Source organism: Italian clover phyllody phytoplasma str. MA1, assembly GCF_000300695.1.
Lineage (GTDB): Bacteria > Bacillota_I > Bacilli_A > Acholeplasmatales > Acholeplasmataceae > Phytoplasma.
Genome location: NZ_AKIM01000155.1, coordinates 1 through 652 on the forward strand (window position 1 = coordinate 1; position 652 = coordinate 652).

Annotated in this window: 2 pseudogenes; both read left to right on the top strand. The window is 28.2% G+C overall.

The features are described from left to right. A pseudogene (locus RI01_RS03085) lies at positions 1 to 266 on the top strand (ATPase); the annotation flags it as partial. 66 nt (positions 267 to 332) lie between these two features. After that, positions 333 to 652, top strand: a pseudogene (locus RI01_RS03090) (effector); the annotation flags it as partial.

Sequence of the window (652 nt, forward strand, 5' to 3'; positions counted from 1 at the left end):
AAGAAAACGCCGAACTCCGTCATGAAATCAATAAACTTAAAGAACAAATAAAAGACGAACAAAAAGCCCATGGAAAAACTAAAGTAACCTTAGAAGATAATAAAAATAAATTAATCCAAACAAAAACAAAATACGATCAAGTTCAAGATACCATAGACAAACAACAAACCTGGAAAGGTTCAATTCAACCCTTTACTAATAAAATTAAAGACGACGTAAACGAAACAGTTAATAAAGTAACTTCTTGGTTCAAAAAATGGTTTTAATTAAAATTCAAAAGTCAAATGTGTTAAAATGTTGGTATATTACAAATTACCCGAAAGGAACTAATCATGTTTAATATTAAAAAAATTATTAAATGGGTTTTTATCGTATTAGGGATACTTCTTTTTTTAATTATTGGTTTTATTGTTTTAACCGAAATGGAAATCATTAAATTACCAAAAGAAGAAATCCCTACTTTAAAAGAAACCAAATTCGAAAACATTGATGAATGGTATGACGGTAATAACAAATGTCAAATGATTAAAGCAAAATACACTTTCGATGGCCTTAACGGCATCGGCTATTATCAACAACAACTCACTAACAAAGATAACATCAATTTTTATGAATTAGGAAACATCAAAAACCGCCTCGAAACCCAAAAAGA